General features: G+C 47.6%; 16 protein-coding genes. 8 read left to right on the forward strand and 8 right to left on the reverse strand.

Annotated elements, in window-relative coordinates:
• Positions 1–7 precede the first annotated feature (7 nt).
• The 3 genes from D0A34_25395 to D0A34_25405 form a co-directional block, all read right to left on the reverse strand.
• A complete protein-coding gene (locus D0A34_25395; protein UNU21732.1) occupies positions 8–349 on the reverse strand; it encodes a hypothetical protein in 342 nt (113 codons plus the stop codon).
• 267 nt (positions 350–616) lie between these two features.
• Complete coding sequence (locus tag D0A34_25400) at positions 617–1267, reverse strand: hypothetical protein (protein ID UNU22464.1); 651 nt, start codon at positions 1265–1267, stop codon at positions 617–619.
• Between the two features lie 96 nt (positions 1268–1363).
• Positions 1364–1597: a hypothetical protein gene (locus D0A34_25405; GenBank protein ID UNU21733.1), complete on the reverse strand. Its 234-nt coding sequence runs from the start codon at positions 1595–1597 to the stop codon at positions 1364–1366.
• A gap of 308 nt (positions 1598–1905) precedes the next feature.
• On the opposite strand from D0A34_25405, the gene D0A34_25410 reads away from it, so the two are divergent.
• Together D0A34_25410 and D0A34_25415 are read left to right on the forward strand one after the other, a co-directional pair.
• Complete coding sequence (locus tag D0A34_25410) at positions 1906–2511, forward strand: hypothetical protein (GenBank protein UNU21734.1); 606 nt, start codon at positions 1906–1908, stop codon at positions 2509–2511.
• Between the two features lie 138 nt (positions 2512–2649).
• The gene (locus tag D0A34_25415; protein UNU21735.1) at positions 2650–4026 is read left to right on the forward strand and encodes a cytochrome P450; all 1377 of its coding nucleotides are present in this window, start codon (positions 2650–2652) and stop codon (positions 4024–4026) included.
• Between the two features lie 540 nt (positions 4027–4566).
• On the opposite strand, the gene D0A34_25420 is transcribed toward D0A34_25415, so the two are convergent.
• On the reverse strand, positions 4567–4854 hold the full coding sequence (locus D0A34_25420; protein ID UNU21736.1) for a hypothetical protein: 288 nt from the start codon (positions 4852–4854) through the stop codon (positions 4567–4569).
• 494 nt (positions 4855–5348) lie between these two features.
• On the opposite strand from D0A34_25420, the gene D0A34_25425 reads away from it, so the two are divergent.
• Positions 5349–5609, forward strand: a complete 261-nt coding sequence (locus D0A34_25425; protein UNU21737.1) for a MoaD/ThiS family protein — start codon at positions 5349–5351, stop codon at positions 5607–5609.
• A 10-nt stretch (positions 5610–5619) separates the two neighbouring features.
• Here the strand turns inward: D0A34_25425 and D0A34_25430 are convergent, their stop codons facing one another.
• Entirely contained in the window at positions 5620–5943 is a 324-nt protein-coding gene (locus D0A34_25430) for a hypothetical protein (GenBank protein ID UNU21738.1), read from the reverse strand.
• A 36-nt stretch (positions 5944–5979) separates the two neighbouring features.
• Here D0A34_25430 and D0A34_25435 point away from each other — a divergent pair, with 36 nt between their 5' ends.
• Together D0A34_25435 and D0A34_25440 are read left to right on the forward strand one after the other, a co-directional pair.
• Complete coding sequence (locus D0A34_25435; protein ID UNU21739.1) at positions 5980–7278, forward strand: threonine synthase; 1299 nt, start codon at positions 5980–5982, stop codon at positions 7276–7278.
• Between the two features lie 117 nt (positions 7279–7395).
• Positions 7396–7671 carry a MoaD/ThiS family protein gene (locus D0A34_25440; protein UNU21740.1) on the forward strand — a complete coding sequence of 92 codons (276 nt, stop codon included), beginning with the start codon at positions 7396–7398 and terminating at the stop codon, positions 7669–7671.
• Positions 7672–8298: 627 nt separating this feature from the next.
• Here the strand turns inward: D0A34_25440 and D0A34_25445 are convergent.
• The 3 genes from D0A34_25445 to D0A34_25455 all read right to left on the reverse strand — a co-directional run bounded on the left by D0A34_25445 (position 8299) and on the right by D0A34_25455 (position 12532).
• Positions 8299–10182, reverse strand: a complete 1884-nt coding sequence (locus D0A34_25445) for a ribonuclease J (protein ID UNU21741.1) — start codon at positions 10180–10182, stop codon at positions 8299–8301.
• A gap of 260 nt (positions 10183–10442) precedes the next feature.
• Positions 10443–11366, reverse strand: coding sequence for a 4-hydroxy-tetrahydrodipicolinate synthase (locus D0A34_25450; protein ID UNU21742.1), 924 nt, complete (start codon positions 11364–11366; stop codon positions 10443–10445).
• Between the two features lie 107 nt (positions 11367–11473).
• A complete protein-coding gene (locus D0A34_25455) occupies positions 11474–12532 on the reverse strand; it encodes an aspartate-semialdehyde dehydrogenase (protein UNU21743.1) in 1059 nt (352 codons plus the stop codon).
• Between the two features lie 999 nt (positions 12533–13531).
• Between D0A34_25455 and D0A34_25460 the strand changes: the two genes are divergently transcribed.
• The 3 genes from D0A34_25460 (at position 13532) to clpP (ending at position 15984) form a co-directional block, all read left to right on the forward strand.
• Positions 13532–14947: a trigger factor gene (locus D0A34_25460; protein UNU21744.1), complete on the forward strand. Its 1416-nt coding sequence runs from the start codon at positions 13532–13534 to the stop codon at positions 14945–14947.
• On the forward strand, positions 14944–15021 hold the full coding sequence (locus D0A34_25465) for a hypothetical protein (protein ID UNU22465.1): 78 nt from the start codon (positions 14944–14946) through the stop codon (positions 15019–15021). The genes D0A34_25460 and D0A34_25465 overlap by 4 nt, the downstream gene beginning before the upstream one ends.
• 273 nt (positions 15022–15294) lie before the next feature.
• Positions 15295–15984, forward strand: a complete 690-nt coding sequence (gene clpP / locus D0A34_25470) for an ATP-dependent Clp endopeptidase proteolytic subunit ClpP (GenBank protein ID UNU21745.1) — start codon at positions 15295–15297, stop codon at positions 15982–15984.
• Positions 15985–15988: the final 4 nt, after the last annotated feature.

Consider the following 15988-nt stretch of genomic DNA (forward strand, 5'->3'; position numbering starts at 1 on the left):
TAACTCCCTAGATGAAACGAGGCGAACTGCAAATATATACTAATCGGAATTCCCCAACTGGATTTAACCATTTTCTCCAATAATTCCGCTCTTGGTTCACTTCCATCTTCAAAAGCATAGACGCCAAAATTTGGATCTCGATACTTGCCCCTACCGTTAATCCCAACCAAGAAACCTTTGGCATTAAAAATCGGGCCGCCACTCGTACCGATTTTAACCTCATTTGTATAGCCCAAGCTCCTTGAGGAAAAGATTTGGGTAGCAGCACCGAAACGAAGCCCGGCGTCAGCGCTAAAGCCCCAACCTCAGCACCCGCAGGAAAGGCGGCTGCCAGCACGGGATCAGACACGGCTCCAGGCTCAAGGCTGAATAGTGCTATTTTATACTCGCTCGCGCTGCGAAACTGAACGATCGCCCCATCGGTATTGCCCAGCCGCCTCAGAACTCCTAGCAGTGGGTGGAGGAGGCCGTCGTCGGTGACCCTTGTCCGATCGCCACAACGTGCCAGTTAGTCAGCACCGTATAGGTTTGGCCCTGCTGCCGGACGATCGTCCCAGAACCAGAAGATATTCCCGTCGGGATGCGTACCGCTGTTTGATGCGCCAAGTTTTCCACCTCAATCCTTGGAATTGGTGATGGGATGGAAAATTTGCCAATCTTTAAGGCTGTCCGAACGGTGGGGAAAAGGGGGCAGTTGGGCCTCATCGGCAGTGTTTTCCCCTAGCTTTTCTCTCACATCAATGTAAGGAATTTTACTGGTTTCATCAAAAGACGGCATCCCGACATATCCTTGGCGCCAAGCCAACAAATTATACAAAGAGCCGATCGGGTCTTGGCCGGGTCTGAGGGTATAAATCAAATTTTGACACCGCCCATTGACTTGATTCGCCGTGCAGATGACGTTCTGGCCGTTCATTTGGCCCGCAGTAATGTACTTAAGCATTCGTCGGCGGCGATAGGTTTCGAGGCGTTGACTCACTAATTGACACCGAGTTGCCGGATCGTAACCAGAACCGGAGAAATAATCGGAAGTCCACTCAATCCAAGGCTCTACGGCACCTTGAGCGTTTTGGTACACCGTCACCGGCGCACCGGTCGAGGTACTGCACCAAAATCCACTTTCCCCCTGTGCTCGCCGACCGTAACTAGGTTGAGAAGCAACCGTTAAGCCGGTGAGGGCGATCGCTGTTGTCGCCAAAACTTTTGTCAATAATTGCTGTTTCATGATGTGTTCACTCTTTTTTATGGGATTCGCGACAAAAATCACCAAATGCTGCCATAACACCCTTGACGCGCCAGTTCGTTACAGATCCGCTGACTGGGGAATTATGTGATTCGCGACTTGACCAGAAACCAGGTTTTTTTACGAAAACACTTCGTTGCAGCCCTTATGCCTGGTTAAAAAACCCGGTTTTTTTGCTCTTGATGCGTAAGTTTTGATATTGTTCGCGACTTGCACGATCCCTCTAACCGCGATTTCGGCGCTGTTAAAAAAGCGCTCCGAAGCCGAGCTTAAAATGCGCGCGCAAGTCGGAATTCTGTCCTCATTACTACTAATCAAACTCAGGCTTTTACCAACGGGAAAGAGGCTTTTCACCTCAGACCTTGGAAGGGATCGAGTTGCAACGGTACATCACACCACTGACAAGGTATTTGATATCACTTACGAGCTGGGTCGCAAGCTTGATCTGCTGAGACAGGTAAACTGCTGGGTTACACCACTGAGGGGTAAAACCCCTACTACCTGATCTAACACTAAAATCCACGTATTAACAAGAACTCTTAACTTGTTTTCATCTCCGTACTGGGGGAAATACTTCTAAGTGAGTGTAATCAGGGTCTAAGTGCTTTCTACAACCAAAATTCACCCTCCATACACTGACGTTTAGTAAAGTATTAAAAACTATGAACCGTATCTGCAAACAGTTAGGATATTTAGGCGTTTGGTTAATTTTGATGGGCGGTAGCAGTTGTTCTAGCTCAGATGCAGCTACCTCAACCGAAAACCCGAGCCAACTCTCAGCCAACGCCCCTCAGTTCCAAAACCTACAGCTAACGGGAAATCAAATTGAGGCTCAATTGAGTCAATTAACGCAGCCTTCTAACTCTGTTGCGTCAGTTTTAGGCAGTGCTGCCCTCTCAGAAAATACTGCCACCGTTACGGTTTATAAGGTAGATAATTTGTGTCAAACTCTGAAGCCGGAAACAGTTACAGGCCCTGAGAATCAGTTAATGTCATCAGCGGTTAATGAAGTGTTAAAGCAGCAGATTTTCGATAGTCTTGGTTTGGCTGGTTATCGCCTCAAGATCGATCGCGACCTCGGAATAGCTACCGTGGATCTGCGAGCCTCCGGAAATTCGCGGCAGAAATTGCAAAATCTGTCCAGTTGTCAAATGTTAGGTTTGTTCGGGGGCGTGCGCCAAACTTTAACCAGTTATGCTCCTTGGCAAATCAAAACTGTTCGTTTTACAGAGCTTGGAGAGGATATTTTGAGCACCGTTCGAGAATAAGCTATTAAAATTATTGGAGATGGGACTTACGCAATTCTCCCCTTAAAAACAAGGGTTGGGAGGGATTGAACCAACCTTCAAACCCTTTGAGGTTTGTTGATACTGCTAAGTCCTGTGACCCAAACCCCGGTAATTCCTATGACACTACCTAACGGCCCCAAAGCTCCACCCTTTGTGCAGCTAATTCAATGGATCGGCGATCCGCTGACATACATGGATAAATGTGCCAAACAATACGGCGACATTTTCACAGCTCAAGTGAACAACGGGAAACCATTGGTGATGCTCAACCACCCCCAAGCTGTCCAGGAGATGCTCAACAGCAACGCGCTTCACGCTCCAGGCACGCTGAATAGTATTCTCAAACCGATCGTGGGAGAACAATCCATGATTACGCTCTCGGGAGAAAGGCACAAACGCGAGCGCCAATTATTGATGCCACCTTTTCACGGGGAACGGATGCGGAACTACGGCCAACTAATTTGCGATATCGCTCAAGATGTTGCCAGCAAATGGTCCGTTGATCGGCCTTTTGTGGCTCGCAGCGCGATGCAGGAAGTCACTATGCGGGTAATCTTGCAAGCTGTCTTCGGCATGGATGACGGGCCGCGGTTACAAGCACTCAGACCACTACTTGCCTCAGTCGTCGATATGACCAACTCTCCCCTGCGATCGAGTATGCTGTTTTTCGGCTGGATGCAGCAAGATTGGGGCTCTTGGAGTCCTTGGGGACGCATGAAACAGCGGCAGCGGAAAGTTGACGCATTGATCGACGCGGAAATTGAAGAACGCAGACTGCAACCAGACGCCAACCGCACCGACATTCTCAGCTTAATGATGGCCGCCCGCGACGAAAACGGGCAACCAATGACCAATGAAGAATTGCGCGACGAGTTGATGACGCTGCTGTTTGCAGGCCACGAAACCACAGCAACGGCCCTAGCTTGGGCGTTTTACTGGATTCACCGCTTGCCCTCGGTGCGCCAGAAGTTGCTGCAAGAATTGGACAGTTTGGGGGAAAATCCCGACCCGATGGAGATTTTCCGCTTACCTTACCTGAGTGCAGTTTGTCAGGAGACGCTGCGAATTTACCCGGTCGCAATCCTGACGTTTCCGCGAGAAGTGCTCACGCCCGTGGAACTGATGGGACATCAACTCGAACCGGGAACGGTTGTCGTCGGCTCGATTTATTTGATCCACAGGCGGGAGGATTTGTATCCAGAACCGCTGCAATTTAAACCGGAACGGTTTTTGGAGAGACAATTTTCGCCTTACGAGTATTTGCCCTTTGGAGGCGGCAGCCGCCGCTGTATCGGCTTGGCGCTGGCGCAGTTGGAGATGAAACTGGTGCTGGCAACCATTTTGCGGAATTTCGACCTAGTATTGGCCGAGAAAAAGCCCGTACAGGCCAAACGCCGAGGGGTGACTTTAGGACCAGCAGGCGGCGTGCGGATGGCCCTGCTGGGGCGGCGGACGCCGCAGCAGAAGCCTGAACCTGTCGCTAGTGGGGTTTAAAGTCGCAGCGGTTGCAGGGGGCGATCGAACTTTCTGCTTTGAGTGCCCACCATTTAGGGAGAATGTGCGATCGTCCGCCAAGGCCACCATTTTTTGTAGCACCCGCTACAGATAAATAGCTAGAATCCTTAACCTGTAACCCTCGCCCCCTCTTACTTTTCAAATTTTCAGTCTAAAATGATATGAACCTTGCAAACACAGCCTGAAAACAAAAGTGGGTGATTGCAATAGTCCTCTTGATATCTCAAAAGCCTGCCTGCCATACTTTAAAAACATATGCATACCCTGTTATTCAGCAAGGTCGGAAGCGTGTTGGCATTGCCAGCAATCTTCCGGCCTCTTTATTTTTTGGGCTACTTGAGGCATTGGAGACAAGATGCAGAAGGCAAAGCAAAAGTATAAATTCTCCCCCTGTCCTCATCTCCACCTCTCCCCAATCTAGAGCTTCTGCCTCTAATTCCAATAGAATCCGACAGCAAGTTTAAGGAATCACTAAGGAATAATTAATAACTTGTTAAATTATCTCCTTCTGCCCTTCTCTCAATCTTCTGTTTTCAGAAATTCCGATACCGAGACAGACTTCGGGAGACTCTCCAGATCTTGAATTTCGCTTTCGTGGGCAAAAAACTCGACTTCTTTGTCGTCAATCTGGATCTGATAGCTAGCGGTAGCTGTCACAACCCGTCGCTTTTTTTTATCTTCTATTAAAACCCAACACACGACAGGTCTTACCCATCTCTCAACGTGCTGGCTTTGCTTCGTGCTCCCAAAGGCATACCAGCCTTTAGCTTCAATAATTTGAAGCACTTTAAAATCGTTATTTGCCATATATCTCTATCGCGTTAACTTCAGTATTCTTCTTAGATAGAACGGCTAGCTTGCTAAGCAGGGCATAGGTTTGGCAATTCCAAGCCGCACTAGATAACCTGATTTTTACTCAGGAGAAGCGGGTTTGCCGGGCCTTGTCTGCGTTGTTGCTTGCTAAATGTATTGCGAGCTTTTTGTACTCTCGCACAATTACCGTAAAGTATCTATACCGCATCCTCAAAAATTATTATCGCATTAGCCTCAACAGCAGCAAACTAGACCTTAGCTAGCTGCATCTAACTGGATGCCAAGTGCTTCAAACGCCTGGTTGGTGAGAGCGATCGGCATACAATCTTGTTAAGACTTTTTGGTGCAATCAACTATCATCTTTACCCGATGGGGTAAAACTTAACTAGAGGTTGCCGCTTTCAATTCTAAGCCTCGGCGCGCCTAATTCCTAATTAATTGTATGGTGTAGTTGATAATTGCCAAACCGTCGATCGCACTAAACTACCGTGTCTGACTCTTCAATTACCGTCACCGTTAAACTGTTCGCCGCCTTCGGTGAAGCCTACGGCGTTTCGGAACTTACATTAGAACTTCCTCCCGAAACCCCAGTGTCTCAAGTGCTCGAAAACTCGATCGCCCAATATCCTCAATTAGAACAATGGCGCGATCGTACCCGCTTCGGCCTCAACCTGGAATTCGTCTCCCCCGACACCATCCTCCAACACGGCGACGAGGTTGTACTCATCCCCCCCGTCAGCGGCGGGTAGGCTAAGTTGGTTAATCAAAAATTCGAGGTTTTGTAGTTGTGTTCGATCGCACGACTACCCAATTGTTAGCCCAAAAAAGATTTATTAAGTTTTGTAACAATTCCGTCGGCAAATCATCCTTGAGCTCGATCGGACTCGCGTGCCAGCCTGACAATCTCGATTCCCAGCCCGATCCTGAAAACAAGTCAAATCCTTGCGGGGTGGGCGTCCCGCCTGCCCAAATATCAAAGTTAAATACACCACTTTTTAACTCAAAAGTAACTGAAAAATCAATCCCGACTAAAAAAATCGGGTATGGTTGACGGGGTAAATTGACCGTGCTAATCTTGCACAAGAATTAGAAAACATCGCAAAACTAGAGAGTTGAGCTATGACCCAGGCGACCAGAACCCAATCCACAGCAGCAACCTTCACAGCCCTCAAATGTAAAGAATGCGGCGAAGAGTACGAACTCCAAGCTAAGCACGTCTGCGATTGCTGTTTTGGCCCGCTTGAAGTCAAGTACGACTACGATGCCATCCGCCGCACCGTCACTCGCCAAACCATCCAAGCCGGCCCCAACTCGATCTGGCGCTACCGCGCATTTTTACCAGTCGCTACAGATAACGTCATCGATGTCGGCACCGGGATGACTCCTCTATTAAAATCCCACCGCTTGGCGCGCCGCCTTGGTCTAAAAAATCTTTATATTAAAAACGATGCCGTCAATATGCCCACTCTCAGCTTTAAAGACAGAGTGGTGTCAGTCGCCCTCAGCAGAGCGAGAGAATTGGGTTTCACAACTGTATCTTGCGCCAGCACCGGCAATTTAGCTAACTCTACGGCTGCGATCGCCGCCCACGCCGGACTCGACTGCGTAGTCTTCATTCCCTCAGACTTAGAAGCAGGCAAAGTCCTCGGCACTCTGATTTACAATCCAACTGTCATGGCAGTTCACGGCAACTACGACCAAGTTAACCGCCTCTGTTGCGAAGTCGCCAATACACATGGCTGGGGATTTGTCAATATCAACTTGCGTCCCTACTATTCCGAAGGCTCAAAAACCCTCGGCTACGAAGTTGCCGAACAGCTAGGCTGGCAATTGCCAGATCACATCGTCGCTCCCCTCGCCTCCGGCTCTTTGTTCACAAAAATTTACAAAGGTTTTCAAGAATTCATCGAAGTCGGTTTAGTGGATGAGAAAAAAGTTCGGTTCAGCGGGGCTCAAGCTGACGGCTGTTCCCCCATCGCCCAAGCATTCCGCGAAGACCGTGATTTCGTAAAACCGGTGAAACCGAATACAATTGCTAAGTCGATCGCGATCGGCAATCCAGCCGACGGTATGTACGCCTTGGAAATCGCCCGCAAAACCAACGGCAACATTGAATCCGTCAGCGACACCGAAATCATCGAAGGCATGAAACTGCTAGCAGAAACTGAAGGCATATTCACAGAAACTGCAGGTGGCACCACAATCGCAGTCTTGAAGAAACTCGTAGAAGCAGGTAAAATCAATCCCGATGAAACTACCGTCGCTTACATCACCGGCAACGGTTTGAAAACGCAAGAAGCAGTTCAAGGCTACATCGGCGAACCCATCACCCTCGAACCGAAATTAGAAGCGTTCGAGCGCGCCCTAGAACGCGCCCGCACACTCGAACGCTTAGAATGGCAACAAGTTTCGGTTTAACAGCTATTAGTCAATAGTGGGCAGTCATTAGTCATGGGTTGTTAAGCTGTTGACTGATGACTACTGACTGAGGACTGATAACTAATAACTAATGACTACTGACTAAGGACTAAAAAAATGACCGTCAAAGTTTTAATTCCCACTCCCCTGCAAAAATTTACCAACAATCAAGCCACCATCGAATGCGCCGGCGATAACATTTCCGAACTAATTGAATCGCTGGAAACAAATTGTCCCGGCATCAAAAAAAGCCTGTGCGACGAAAAGGGAGAACCCCGCAGATTTCTCAACTTCTACGTCAACAGCGAAGACATCCGCTTTTTGGATGGCTCAAAAACAGCCCTCCAAGATGGCGATGAAGTCAGCATTGTTCCTGCTGTTGCTGGTGGCTGATTAATTTTAAAATAAATGCAAGTGAACGCAGATAGTTATTTAAATCTATCTGCGTTCACTTGCGTTTATTTACGGTTTAAAAACTACTCGTTCGCTAACCGAGAAAATCCTACAAATCCCGGATTTGGTAAGTAGCTGTCATCATGTTTCCATTCCGCTTAAAAGGTTTGGGAAAGAGACTCGCAGAGTAAACCGTGTTCAAACACAGCATTAAAAATAATCCCAAAAACACCAAAATCCACCGACTTTTTCCTGCGGGCCTTCCAAAAACTTGTAGCGGTTGGGGGCTTTCTCTAAGACTGCTTCCTGAAATACATCGAGTCGCAACTCTTCACTCTTGACAAGTTTAAATGTCTTAGCAAGATAGATCTCATATCAAATCCGTTGGCATCGGAATGATTCATCTGTCTCTTCCGTTTCTCTGTATCCTCTGCGCCTTGTGCGGTTTAATCATTCCAATACAACAGGCATTCATCTCAGGAGTTACGTGGATCTCTACTCACGTTTTTTGAGGTGGAGATACTTATGAAATCAAATCTAGGTTTGTAGTTGCGTTTGGGTACCCAAGCGCAACTACAAAACCTAAAACTCCTTTCTTAGTTCGCAGTGCGTCCGAGAATTATCGCGCTAAGAAGCTGCCCTTGCAGCAGTCCGGGGACGGCGCCGACCCGTCACCTGATTGGCAGGAGATGGCAAGGATGGGGAGGATGGCGATGATGGCGAGGGGGATGATGGCGAGGATAATAGCTTAGGTGCTTCCAGGGAACCTGGAGATACTGCTGCAACTTCCGATCGCACTGCTTCTTCAGGAATTTGCATCAGGAATACCAGCAGTGGATTGCTTTGCAGTTCCCGGCGCATTACCCGCTGAATTGCTTTTTCTATTTGGGTTTGCACTCCCACCCAGTCAATGTCAACTTGCGAGTCAGCAGTGGCGGGTTTGACAAATTCTGACCAGCGATCGCTCAAAACTGTTTCAATGGTTTGAGTGATTAATTTGATCACCTCAGCGCGATCGGCTGATGTCACTACACCTTTCAAGTGAACTTCTGGTTTGGCAACTAATTTGCCTTCCCAATTCAAAGCGGCTGCTACAGTTACAACGCCATCTCCGGCCAACTGCTGACGTTCCTTGAGGACGCTGGCTTTGACAACGCCCGATCGAGAAGAATCTACTAATTCAATTCCTGAAGGCACTTGACCAGCTACTCGCATCGAATTTTCGGTCAACTCTACAACATCGCCGTTGTCAATAATCACCATATTGCTAGCGGGAATGCCCATGCTTTGAGCCGTCTTGGAGTGCTGGATCAGCATCCGGTGTTCCCCGTGAACCGGCAAGAAGAACTTAGGACGAGTCATGTTAATCATTAACTTTTGGTCTTCTTGACAACCGTGACCCGAAACGTGAATGCCTTTGTCGCGGCCGTAAACCACGTGTGCTCCCAGCATCATCAGTTTATCGATCGTGTTTACCACTGCGATCGTATTTCCCGGAATCGGATTAGCTGAGAAAATGACTGTATCGCCCTTTCTGATTTTCAGTTCGTGATGTTCGCCGTTAGCAATGCGAGTCATCGCCGCCATCGGTTCGCCTTGGGAACCTGTAGTTAAAATCAGTACCTTGTCTTCAGCCAAATTGCGGATTTCTTTGAGCGGTTTGAAAATACTATCTTCGCATTTGATGTAGCCGAGATTGCGGCAGTGAGCGATGACGTTAAGCATCGAGCGCCCAACCACTCCGACATACCGATTGTTTTTCTTAGCCAAGTCCAAAACAATTTGCAATCGGTGTACCGACGAAGCAAAAGTCGTCAGCATCACTCGTCCCGGTGCTTGAGCGATAATTCTGTCTAAATTGGGCGCCACAGAACTTTCCGAAGCGGTAAAACCGGGAACTTCCGAGTTAGTAGAATCGCTGATCAAGCACAGCACGCCTTTCTCGCCGTACTCGGCCAGCTTTTGCAAATCAAAATGCTCGCCGTCTACAGGAGTGTGGTCAATTTTAAAGTCTCCGGTGTGGATCACAATTCCAACGGGAGTGTGAATTGCCACAGTAAAACTGTCGGCCATCGAGTGAGTGTTGCGAATGTATTCGACTAAGAAATTCTTGCCAATTCTGACAGTATCCCTCGGTCGAACCGTTCTCAATTCAGTGCGGTGAGACACTCCGGCTTCTTCGATTTTTCCGGCTAGCAAAGCCATCGCCAAACGGGGGCCGTAGATGACCGGAATTTCAAATTGTTTGAGGTGATAAGGGATGCCGCCTATGTGGTCTTCGTGACCGTGAGTCACGATCATACCTTTAATTTTGTGGCTGTTTTCCCGCAGGTAAGTCATGTCTGGGAGGACAATATTTACCCCGTGCATTCCATCTGTCGGGAACGCTAAACCGGCATCTAAAAGAATTATTTCGTCGCCGTACTCGAACACACAAGTGTTTTTACCGATTTCGTGCAGCCCGCCGAGGGGAATAACTTTTAGAGCAGATGCAGTTGTATTTTTGATCATGCGTATCCTTTGTTAGTTATTTTTGTTATTGGTCTGTGGTCTGTGGTCTGTCGTCTTTCGTCTACTGTTCGTTGGTAGGGCGATATTTTTCCAAATATTTATGGAAAACTCCCTGGCGGGTTTTACTATCCCGTACAGTCAGTTGTCTGGGGCCTTCATTCTTCTATCTTCAGTCTTTAATCCTTGACTGTTAGCTACTTACTAACACTTAATTACTAAGGACTGATGACTCCGAACTAATGACTGATAACAACCAATATTCAGTTGTCTGAAAACTCGTTCTCGCTCGTCTTGCTAGCTGATACTGCGGCTAGCTGATTCAGTACGTCCTTTAACTTTTGAGTTACCTCAACGGGCGGATCGCACAGGGGCGGACGGGTGGAGCCTACATCCCAGCCTTGAAGTTTGAGAGCTGTCTTGACGGGAATGGGATTTGTGGTGAGAAAAAGAGCTTTAAACAGGTCAAAAAGTTGCAAGTGAATCTGGGTAGCGACTTGAACTTGACCGGCCTCGAAAGCTTTGATCATCTGTTGCAGTTGCTCTCCTACCAGATGGCTGGCTACGCTAACTACACCAGATCCTCCTACCGCCAACATTGGCAAAGTTAGGGAATCATCTCCAGAATAGATGGCAAATTCAGGGGATGTCAAGCACCGAATTTGACTTGCTTGATCCAAGTTGCCACTTGCTTCTTTTACGGCCACAATGTTGGGGATTTGGGCCAATTGAGCCACCGTCTCCGGCAACATATTCTGACCAGTGCGACCGGGGATGTTATATAACATTATAGGCAATTCTGGAGCAGATTGCGCGATCGCCCGAAAATGATTATATAAACCTTCTTGCGGGGGTTTGTTGTAATAAGGAACCACCTGCAAACAGCCATCTAACCCGAGTTTAGCTGCTTTTTTCGTAGCTGCGACTGCTTCTGAAGTAGAATTCGATCCGGCTCCTGCGATTACCAACGCCTTACCGACCACCGCCTTTTGTACCACCTGAAATAATTCGTACTCTTCATCCCAGGTCATAGTGGGAGACTCGCCTGTAGTGCCGCACACTACCAAGCTATCTGTACCGTGATCGGCTAAATGAACTGCCAATTGTTCTGCTACTGCATAGTTAACGCTGCCGTCTTCCTTAAACGGCGTAATCATTGCAGTCAGAACCCGTCCAAACTTTACCACACTTTCTCCGATTTTAGACTGTTGATTTTTGATTTTAAATTTTAGATTTCAGATGAAAGGTTTATCTAAAATCCCCAATTTCAATTTCCAAATTGCCAGGGTTCCCCCTAATTAGAAGCCGCCGCCACTTGGGTTCGCAACAAATTTTTTTCTACCAGCAACTCAGCTATCTGCACCGCATTTAAAGCCGCCCCTTTGCGAATTTGATCGCCCGACAGCCACATCTCCAACCCGCAGGGGTGAGAAATATCTTGGCGAATCCTGCCCACTAACACCTCATCCTTACCGCTGGCTTCTGCGGGCATCGGGAAATAATTAGCTTGCCAGTCTTCTACCAGCTTAACCCCGCTTGCCTGCTTTAAGATTTCCCTGGCCTCGATCGCGCTAAAAGGCTCTGCAAACTCTAGATTAATCGCTTCCGAATGAGCACGCAGTACGGGAACCCGCACACAAGTTGCAGTAATTTTAATCTCGTCCGTACCAAATATCTTCCGAGTTTCGTTTACCATTTTCATCTCTTCTTCACAATACCCCAAATCGTTAATCGGGGTGTTGTGCGGAAACAAATTAAATGCTAAGGGGTAGGGAAATATATCTGTTTGGGGCGTTTCCCCCTGCAAAATTGCTCTTGCTTGAGCTTTCATTTCCTCCATTGCCCTCGCCCCCGCCCCGCTGGCCGACTGGTAAGTCGCTACAACGATGCGCTGTATGGGTCTAACTTTGTGAAGTGGCCAAACGGCAACTGCCATCAAAATAGTCGTGCAGTTGGGATTAGCAATTATACCTCGGTGAGCTGCTGCTGCTTGGGGATTGACTTCGGGAACCACTAGCGGTACCGTCGCATCCATGCGGAAGGCGCTAGAATTGTCAATTACCACTGCCCCGGCTGCTACCGCTTGCGGAGCCCATAACTTAGAAGTAGAGCCCCCTGCAGAGGCGAGAACCAAATCTACATTATCAAAAGATCGCGCCGAAACTGCTTCGACCGGCAGCATCTCACCGCCAAAAGGCAAAGTTGTGCCTGCTGAACGTTCCGAAGCCAGCAGCTTCAAGTTAGAAATCGGAAAACTCCGGCTGTGCAATAGTTCTAGCAACTCGGCACCGACTGCGCCGGTAGCTCCTAAAATGGCAACTCGATAGGATTGAGACAAATTAGTTTCCTCCACAAATTAAAGTCTAAACGATCGAAATCAAAAATTTAAATAACTGCAATTCTCAATATCAAACTTAATTAATGTTATGCGATATCAGGAGCATGAGAGGATAGCAATGGTGCAGTTAACGGAAACGGCCGATCGAACTTCCCGATTGCTCCGTGCGATCGTACCCAGTGCCAGTTTAGCATCTTTTGCCAATCGCCCACGCCCAATCCGCATCCGGTTAAGTTTTGCGATATATCTGCATTTTCGCAGGCGCATCCATTGACTTTGACGGGCGGCAGAGGCCGGCAAGATTGACATCACAGGGCGATATGTGCTATGGTGCATCGGCAATTAGTGGACTTAACCTCCACATTCCTAGCAGCAAAAGCTAGTATCCTCAAACCAAAACTATTTGGCAAGAGCCAAAAAAGTAGCCGGCAATGACTTACAGTCTCATCCGGTAAAGGTGTTGTAGTTGTGCCGTTCCGAGTCAAAGCGTACAAAATTAAAATGCAGGCAAAGTCAGATTTGTATGTATTTTATCAAGGAAATTGGGTCTAAAACCCTGTCCTTCTAGGACGGCTTTAATTTCTTAAATCCCTTCCTAAAAGTCAGGAACTTTCTAGTATACTACAGTAGTCAAGGTTAAACTCCTGCGCCATAGTGCATAAAAACAGTTAACGACACACTTTTAGGCGTAAACCGGGGGACAAAGAGTGGCGAAAACTCTATAAACAGCTAGGGGCTTAACACAGTTCCTTTAACCAGAGAAACAAACTATTTAGTCTTGTTAAGTAGGGTAGGGCATACCCGAACTCTAGGTAAATATCCTAGTACGCTTTTGGAGATAGACCCTCTGGGATGACTGCGAATCAGGCTCGTTAATTGGTAGGATTTCTACGGTTAAAAAGTTTGAGGATTGCCGAAAGGACGCAACATTTTAAGGTCAGTCGCTGAATTAAGAATCCCTGTCCTTTAGGTCAGGGAGTGTCAATACACTATTGTTAAATATCAAAAAAGCCGATGAAAGTAACCCAGGAAAAACTTCCAGCTAGCCAAATTGGTCTGGAAATCGAAGTACCGTCAGAAAAGTCAAAACAAGCTTACGAGCAAGTAATTAAACAATTTGCTCGCGAGGTTAATATTCCTGGGTTCCGCAAAGGCAAAGTTCCCCGTCAAGTTTTGCTACAGCGCCTAGGCCAGACTCGTTTGAAGGCGACGGCTTTGGAAAATTTGATTAATGATTCCCTGCAAAAAGCCCTCGAACAAGAAAAAATTGCCGCAATTGGCAGTTTTGAACTTCGCACCGAGTTTGAAGAATTACTAGCTAAGTTCGATCCAGAACAGCCTCTGATTTTTTCGGCAAAGGTTGATGTACAACCCGAAGTGAAAATGGGTCAGTACACAGGTTTGCAGCTTCAAGCAGAAGAAGCTAAGTATGATGAGGCTCAGGTAGATGAGGTATTGGCAAAATATCGATCGGACAAAGCTGCTTTAATCCCTGTAGAAGGTCGCTCGGCTCAGTTGGGAGACATGGCTTTGGTTGATTTCTCCGGTAGATTTGCGGAAGCACCTGAAGGCGAAACTCCCGCAGAAATTCCCGGCGGTCAAGCAGAAGATTTTCAAGTAGAATTGTCGGAAAATCAGTTTGTACCAGGCTTTATCCAAGGCATGATGGGGATGAATCCCGGAGAAACTAGAGAAGTTTCCGTGCAGTTCCCAGATGAGTATAGCAGTGAAGAACTAGCAGGCAAACCGGCAGTCTTTACGATTACCCTCAAAGAACTTAAGGAAAAAGAATTGCCGGAGTTGGACGACGACTTCGCCCAAGAAGTCAGCGAGTTTGAAACTTTAGCAGAACTGCGCGAGTCCCTAGAAACTCGGTTTAAAGCAGACCAAGAAAACAAGACATCAGCTAATAAGGAAAAAGCTATATCAGCAGCACTCGTGCAGCTAATAGAAGTGGAAATTCCCGAAACAATGGTCGATCGCGAAATCGATTATTTGTTGAATCAACAAGCCGTCCAATTGAAAAATTACGGCATAGATATCAACCAACTGTTTACGGAAGAAAATATGGGCCCGATGCGGGAACGCTCGCGCCCGGAAGCAATCGAGCGCCTCAAGCAGAATTTAGCTCTGGCAGAAGTAGCCAAGCTGGAATCCTTATCTGTTGAACCAGCAGAAGTAGCAGCAGAAGTAGCAAAAATCAGAAAGCAGTTTCCCAAAGGAGATTTTGACCCCCAAAGGTTGCAGGAATTTGTAGCAGAAGACTTGCTCAAACAAAAAACCCTGAAATGGTTGGAAGAAAAAGGGACAATCGAACTCCTACCTGAAGGCTCTCTGACTCCTGCAGCAGAAGAATCAGAAGAATCAGACGCTGAAGATTCAGCAGAAGCAGCCACGAGCGTTGAAGTGGAAGTCGTAGGCGAAGAATAGAACTTAATGTGTTCAAATGTCCTAATTGCGGGCATGAAATCAACCGTGATTTTAACGGCGCACCTGATCCTTAACTACAAGCTCCGGGTGCGCCTGATCCTTACTAAAAGCTCGGGGTGGCGACTAGAAGCAGCGATGATTTACAAGTAGGTCTTTTAACTCATTCACCCCGCGAGCCTGGCGAGTCACTCCAGCGTTGCGCCCAGCGCAGAAAGCAATTTCAAAACTCAAAACTCCCCATTCCCCCGATATCCGTTCAGAAGAGGCATAATAGTTAAAAGCTGGCGGCTTAATTTAAAGCTTTCATCAGCAGCAGCAAATTGTCTAGAATCCTTGACTGGTGTCTTATGGTTGTATCTCAATCTTCCAATTACCTAATTACAAGCTATAACGATTTTGATGTCAGTTCCAGCCCCAGCAATGTAGTGCCGATGGTACTAGAACAGTCGGGGATGGGCGAGCGGGCCTTTGACATTTACTCGCGCTTGCTGCGGGAGCGAATTGTGTTTTTAGGAACTCCCGTAACCGACGAAGTTGCTGACTCGATAGTGGCTCAGCTATTGTATCTAGATGCCGAAGACCCAGAAAAAGATGTCCAAATGTACATTAATTCCCCCGGCGGCTCGGTGACGGCCGGCATGGCAATTTATGACACAATGCAGCAAATCCGCCCGGATGTGGTGACGATTTGTTACGGTTTGGCAGCGAGTATGGGCGCATTTCTGCTGACAGCAGGAGCCCACGGTAAGCGGATGTCTCTTCCGAGTTCCCGGATTATGATCCACCAGCCACTCGGAGGCGCTCAAGGTCAAGCAGTTGATATTGAGATTCAAGCCAAAGAAATCCTTTATCATAAGCGTAAGCTGAATCAACTGCTAGCGCACCACACAGGTCAACCACTCGACAAATTAGAGGCTGATACAGAGCGCGACTTTTTTATGTCAGCCGAGGAAGCCAAAAATTACGGTTTGGTCGATCGAGTTATCGCTAAAGAAAACCTTCCGGCGGCGGGAGAGAATGTCACTGCACTGAATTAAGAGG

The sequence above is a fragment of the Microcoleus vaginatus PCC 9802 genome, from assembly GCA_022701275.1.
GTDB lineage: Bacteria > Cyanobacteriota > Cyanobacteriia > Cyanobacteriales > Microcoleaceae > Microcoleus > Microcoleus vaginatus_A.